Annotated in this window: 5 protein-coding genes; 4 read left to right on the top strand and 1 reads right to left on the bottom strand. The window is 38.2% G+C overall.

The window, feature by feature from the left end; all coding sequences use genetic code 11:
* Positions 1-126: 126 nt before the first annotated feature.
* The 4 genes from ABIB40_RS15705 (at position 127) to ABIB40_RS15690 (ending at position 5,448) form a co-directional block, all read left to right on the top strand.
* Positions 127-2,550 (top strand): peptidase domain-containing ABC transporter, encoded by a 2,424-nt coding sequence (locus tag ABIB40_RS15705; RefSeq protein ID WP_354360335.1) that lies wholly within the window; start codon positions 127-129, stop codon positions 2,548-2,550.
* Between the two features lie 40 nt (positions 2,551-2,590).
* Complete coding sequence (locus ABIB40_RS15700) at positions 2,591-2,887, top strand: hypothetical protein (RefSeq protein WP_354360334.1); 297 nt, start codon at positions 2,591-2,593, stop codon at positions 2,885-2,887.
* A 75-nt stretch (positions 2,888-2,962) separates the two neighbouring features.
* On the top strand, positions 2,963-4,279 hold the full coding sequence (locus ABIB40_RS15695) for an HlyD family secretion protein (RefSeq protein ID WP_354360333.1): 1,317 nt from the start codon (positions 2,963-2,965) through the stop codon (positions 4,277-4,279).
* 389 nt (positions 4,280-4,668) lie between these two features.
* Positions 4,669-5,448: a murein L,D-transpeptidase catalytic domain family protein gene (locus tag ABIB40_RS15690; RefSeq protein WP_354360332.1), complete on the top strand. Its 780-nt coding sequence runs from the start codon at positions 4,669-4,671 to the stop codon at positions 5,446-5,448.
* 2 nt (positions 5,449-5,450) lie between these two features.
* Here ABIB40_RS15690 and ABIB40_RS15685 read toward each other — a convergent pair whose 3' ends face one another.
* The gene (locus ABIB40_RS15685; RefSeq protein ID WP_354360331.1) at positions 5,451-5,888 is read right to left on the bottom strand and encodes a hypothetical protein; all 438 of its coding nucleotides are present in this window, start codon (positions 5,886-5,888) and stop codon (positions 5,451-5,453) included.
* Positions 5,889-6,000: the final 112 nt, after the last annotated feature.

Genomic DNA, 6,000 nt, shown 5'->3' with positions numbered 1-6,000 from the left:
CATCATTCGTTCGGTAACAGATACATGTATTAAAAATGGACAAAATGTTTTAAATGCTTTTAAAACTATTGCTAAATTACAACCTGAATAGTTACAAAATAAATTATTTAATCTAAACGTCTCAAAATGCTCGATAAATTTCCCTGCGATAGACAGTTAGACATGATGGATTGTGGTCCGGCTTGTTTAAAAAATATTGCCAAGTATTATGGGAAATTTTATAGCCTACAATTTTTACGAGACAAATGTGGCGTTACCAAAGAGGGGGTTTCCTTTTTAGATTTAAGCCACGCCGCAGAAAGTATTGGCCTCCGCTCGCTTTCGCTTAAATGCAGCATTGATGATCTGCTTTACAAAATTCCACTGCCCGTAATTGTACACTGGGATAATAGTCATTTTGTGGTGGTGTATAAGGTTGATGCGAAGAGTCGGAAAGTCGTGAAGTCGGTTAGTCGTGGAGACGTTGAGGCGGATAGTCGTGAAGGCGTTGAGGCGGGAGGCGTTGGGGCGGGGGATGTTGAGGCGGATATACATGGCGCCTACAAGGAAAAACGCCCTAAGACAACCGCCCTTCGACAGGCTCAGAGTGACAGAAGAAGTAAAGGAGCGATTTACGTTGCTGATCCGGCGAAAGGACTTGTAAAATATTCTAGTGCCGAATTTGCCGCCAAGTGGCTAAAAGTCTCCCCTTCCGGGGGAGGTTTGGAGGGGGCTGGTGTATTAATGGCCATTGAGCCACAGGCAGATTTTTACGAGCGGCAGGGCGATGAGCGGATGGAGCGTCGCAAAACTTTCGAGAATTTTTTAGGTTATTTTAGGCCATACAAAAAGAGCTTCGTCAACCTTTTTGTGGTTATGCTGCTGGTTACCATTTTACAAGGCATTTTACCATTCATAAGCAAAGCGGTAATAGATGTAGGTATACAAACCCACGATTTAGATTTTATAAATATTGTGCTTATTGCCAATGTGGCCATTATTTTTAGCATGCTGCTAAGCAATTTGGTTAGAGATTGGATATTGCTGCATGTAACCAGCAGAATAAACATTGCGCTTATTTCTGATTACCTGATTAAGTTAATGCGCTTACCCATAACTTTCTTCGAGAATAAAATGACCGGCGATATTTTGCAGCGCGCACAAGACCACGAGCGCATCCGCAGTTTTATCATGAACAATTCTTTGAACATGATTTTCTCTACCTTGACTTTTGTAGTTTTTAGCGTAATTATGTTTGTTTATAATCCAATTATATTCTACATTTTTATTGGCGGTAGCGTTATTTATGTGGGTTGGGTGATGGCTTTTTTAAACATACGAAAAAAGTTAGATTGGGAATATTTCGATTTGGTAAGTAAAAACCAAAGTTATTGGGTAGAAACCATCGCTTGCATACAGGACATCAAGATAAACAACTACGAAAAACAAAAACGATGGAAGTGGGAAGCGATACAAGCTCGATTATATAAAGTAAACCTTCGGGTTTTAAATATCACAAACACCCAAAACTTAGGTGCACAATTTATAGATAGCCTAAAAAATCTTTTCATCGTCTTTTATTGTGCAAAGGCGGTAATTTCTGGTGAGATTACTTTTGGCGTGATGATATCCGTACAGTTTATTATCGGCATGCTAAATGCGCCGGTGGTGCAATTTATACAATTTGTTATTTCCTTTCAGTTTGCCAAAATAAGTTTCTTAAGGTTAAATGAGATTCATCAGCTGGATGATGAACATGACAACGTGGGCACCAATAGCGTGGAGTTGCCCGAAAATAAAAGTTTAATTATCAATAATGTAGCCTTTCAATACACGCCAAACAGCAAATTGGTGTTACAGGGCATTCGTTTAGTCATCCCCGAAGGAAAAGTTACGGCCATTGTTGGCGATAGTGGCAGCGGCAAATCTACCTTATTAAAGTTATTGCTTAGGTTATACAAACCTAGTTATGGCGAGATAATGATTGGGAGCATGAACATCAACAACATCAGTTTGCGCCAATGGCGAGATAAATGTGGCGCGGTAATGCAAGATGGAAAGATTTTTAACGATACCATTATGAACAACATTGTATTAGATGATGAGAAAATAGATTATGAGAAATTGAAGAAAGCTTTGCATACGGCAAACATTGCGCAAGAAATAGAGCAATTGCCTTTGGGCTATCAAACTATGATGGGCGAGCAAGGCAGGGGCTTAAGTGGCGGACAAAAACAGCGTGTCTTAATAGCGAGGGCGCTGTACAAAAACCCCGACTATTTATTTTTTGATGAAGCAACCAATTCCTTAGATACGATTAACGAAAAGAAAATAACAGATGCATTGGATGATGTTTTTAAAGACAAAACGGTAATAGTTGTGGCGCATAGGTTAAGCACAATACGCAAGGCAGACCAGATAATTGTTATGCAAGGCGGGATGGTGGCAGAAATTGGCACACATGTAACGTTAATGGCAAGAAAAGGGCGCTATTTCCAATTGGTGCAATCTCAGGTAGATTTAACAAGTGCAGAGGAAGTAGCTGCTTCTATTAAGGTTTTGGAGAGTTAGAAAAAACGGGTCGTCATTTTAACGGCATTAGTACGATGGGTTGAAACCCACCGCTACAGTTTCGGCCGAGCCGATGGCTCTTTTTTTTAAACTCACTATTGCCGGCTCGGTAGGATTGGCATTGCAGCAGTTTGGAGGAAAAAACGCCAAAAGCTGCTTGCACGGAAATATCACGTTATTGGTACGCAGAGGATTCGCAGCCGTGCGCTGGGCCTGGTTGAGGAAAAGGCCTCGAATCATCAATGTTAAACAGCTTGGAGAGTTTTTACCCAAAGGGATGCCAGCCTTGATTTTTGTCTCTTTTTATCAAGAAAAAGAGAGACGCCCCTCCGGCTAGGAGAGCGTGAGGCAGAGGATTGGTAATTGCAATATTAACGGATTAACTAAAGCGCAAGCGACTAGGTAAAGAAAAATGGATGAAGAAAAGCTACACTTAGTAGACCAACGAACAGAAGAAGTGCAACAAATTATAGAACGTATGCCAACACGCTTTGGCCTAGTCATCTCTTTAATTGTCGTTTTCCTCTTTATCCTACTTGGGGTTTTTGGTTTTGCAATACGTTACCCAGATATTGTTGCCGGCCAAATTACCATAAACGCAAATGCCGCCCCATTAAAATTAGTTGCAAACAGCAATGGCAAATTAAAATTATTGGGATTCAAAAACATGGACTTTGTTAAAGAGGGAGATTTAATTGCCTTCGTAGACAATCCCACTAACCCTAAAAATGTACTTCATATTGATAGCCTTTTAAAATTATATAATCCAAGTGACAAAAGTATAATTACGCTGACTCACCAATTACCCAAAAACTTTTCTCTAGGCGAACTTAACCCGAAATATTATGTGTTTGCGAATGCATTACAAGAATATGCAAATTACGAACAGGATAAACTTTATGACGAGCAAGGAGAAAATTTTCAAGAACTTTTAAGAGAGCAATTAAAATCTATTACTTCCGCAGCTGCGAAAGTTGAGATGGCGAGAAACAGTTTAGCGTTTACACACAAGTTTTTTAAAAGAGATTCTTCGTTATTGCTAAAAAAGGTAATTAGCGAGGCGGAAATGGACAAAAGTCAAATGACTTATATTTCTGCCAAAGATAACTTGCAAAACTCTATTGCCAACCTAATTAATGCTAGGCAAGCGGCTCAACAAACCAAAAGCAAGATACAGGAGCTTGCCATTCAAAAACCAGAAAAAGAACAAGAGCTACGTATCGCGTTAATTTCCGCATACAACGATCTGCTAGATAATTTTAAAAGTTGGGAACAGCGGTATGTATTCAAAGCGCCAATGGATGGGACATTACAGTTTTTGAAGTTTTATAACGAAAATCAATTTCTTCAAGCGGGTGAAGAGGTCTTTACCATCGTACCAAAAGAAGATAAGGCTTTTGGGCAGGTCGTTTTGCCTGCACAAGGAAGTGGAAAAATAAAAGTTGGGCAAGAGGTTATTGTTAAATTAGATAATTTCCCTTACGTGGAGTATGGATCGGTAACAGGTAGAGTGAAATCTATCTCTTTAACAACCAATACCGTGAAAACAGATAAAAACCAGTTTGACACCTATATGGTGCTCGTAAATTTCCCCAATCAACTAAAAACCAATTATGGAACAAAACTAGATTTTAAAGCTGAAGCTAAAGGTTCTGCAGAAATTATTACCAACGATAGAAGGTTAATTGAGCGGTTATTTGATAATCTAAAATATGTTGTAAAGAAATAGGCGTTTTTGAACTGCATTATTATTTTCTTCTGTTTATGCGGCTCTTGGGCTACTTAAGTCGTTAATAAAATAATAACAATGCCGACACCGATGCCAACCACCATAATTAAATACATGAGTATTTCTGTGGTTGCAAAATGCTTGTATTTTTTCCAAAAAGATTCATCCTCACCATTGTCATCCATTTTCGTAAAATTATTCTCAAAGATAAAAACTTAGACCAACTTCTCGCCAGATTGCCTTTGGTTTAATTTTCCGTTTTGAAGCTTTTTAAAATTGTTTGTCATATTTGCGCAATAAGGAATGGCAGCTTAATAGATATTTACTTATTTGGGCACTAACCTTCCTATCCATGCGTATTAAAATGTAAACCTTACAAATTTTTTTAAATGCCAAAGTTTTTCTTAAAGTTTACAACTGTACTTTCTCTTCTTGTTTTTTTTCACATTGCTGAGTCGCACGGTGCTGCCAAGTCATTTTATGGCAATCAGTTTGCCAACGTTATCACTACAGATAGTAGCTATAATTCTTACACGCTCGAGATTTTTAGAGATGCAGGGCTAGACTCTGCCGGATTAGACCCCATCGTTTTCCAAAAGGCCATTACCGGGTTTTATAATCTGCAATTTGATGGGTTTTCTAGCAATTCGAACGTTCTTACCGTGATAGATTTTGATAAAGAAAGTTGCACAAAACGGCTCTTTCTAATTGATATAGTTAATAGAAAATTGCTTTTAAACACTTGGGTGGCTCATGGAAGAAATAGCGGCGACGATAAACCTGAGCATTTTTCTAACGTGGTAAACTCAAACGAAAGTAGTATTGGGTTTTACCTAACGGGCGAAGCTTATTTGGGAAAGAATGGAAGATCTATGCGTTTAGATGGTTTAGATGAAGGTTTTAACGATAATGCGCGCAACAGGGCGATTGTGTTGCATGGCGCAGATTACGTTAATCAAGAAACTATTGACAACCTTGGCAGATTGGGAAGAAGTTGGGGCTGCCCTGCAGTTCCGAGCGAATTAAGTAACACCATCATAGATATAACCACAAACAAAAGCGTAATGTATATCAACTACTCTCAAGATGATTACAATTCGCAATACTTGGATATAAAAACTGCGTCGCTTGTTGCTAGACAAAAGAGCGGTTTTCTTGCTAGCATTTAAATTTAGCGCAAATTAGCAACCCTTAATTCAAGCGGAAAAATTAGCAGAACAATTGACTTAAAGTAAGCAAGTAAATCCCAAAACCAGCGATTGGTATCGCGATTCCGCTCTCCGCAATCAACAACTTTTGCTCTATCAATTAGTTTTTCAAGAAACCTCTTCAGAAAAGCAATTTTCAAATGAGGTAGAATTCTCAATCCTAGGCTATGGCAATACACATGTACCAAAATTTCTACCAACAACGAAGAATCTCGAATGTTTAGTGCTTGACTGTACTTTTCTTTATACCTTTTCTTAATTTCCCCAATTAAAAAAGAAATTTTTTGTTGATCTTTCCCTCTTAAATATCGCCAAAGTTCCAGGTTGCTGAAAACTTTAATTAACCCAGGCTCGAGTTCTACCTTTATGTCTTTAAATTGTATGTCGAGAGGTTGGTTCATTGAAATGATATGCGGATAATTTTAATGGAAAATTATGAATTCTTGATATTTCTATAGAGGATGAAAGCAAAACGCATAAAGCTTAAAAATCTGTATTACAGAATATTATATT

The organism is Pedobacter sp. UYP30, assembly GCF_040547165.1.
Taxonomy (GTDB): Bacteria; Bacteroidota; Bacteroidia; order Sphingobacteriales; family Sphingobacteriaceae; genus Pedobacter.
Note: the sequence above shows the minus strand (reverse complement) of the source record. Positions and strands in the feature narration are given on the sequence as shown.

Excerpts from the sequence above, each read along its gene's own strand:
- ABIB40_RS15690 (WP_354360332.1), top strand. The coding sequence starts at position 4,669 with ATGCCAAAGTTTTTCTTAAAGTTTACAACTGTACTTTCTCTTCTTGTT.
- ABIB40_RS15695 (WP_354360333.1), top strand. The coding sequence starts at position 2,963 with ATGGATGAAGAAAAGCTACACTTAGTAGACCAACGAACAGAAGAAGTG.
- ABIB40_RS15705 (WP_354360335.1), top strand. The coding sequence starts at position 127 with ATGCTCGATAAATTTCCCTGCGATAGACAGTTAGACATGATGGATTGT.
- ABIB40_RS15685 (WP_354360331.1), bottom strand. The coding sequence starts at position 5,888 with ATGAACCAACCTCTCGACATACAATTTAAAGACATAAAGGTAGAACTC.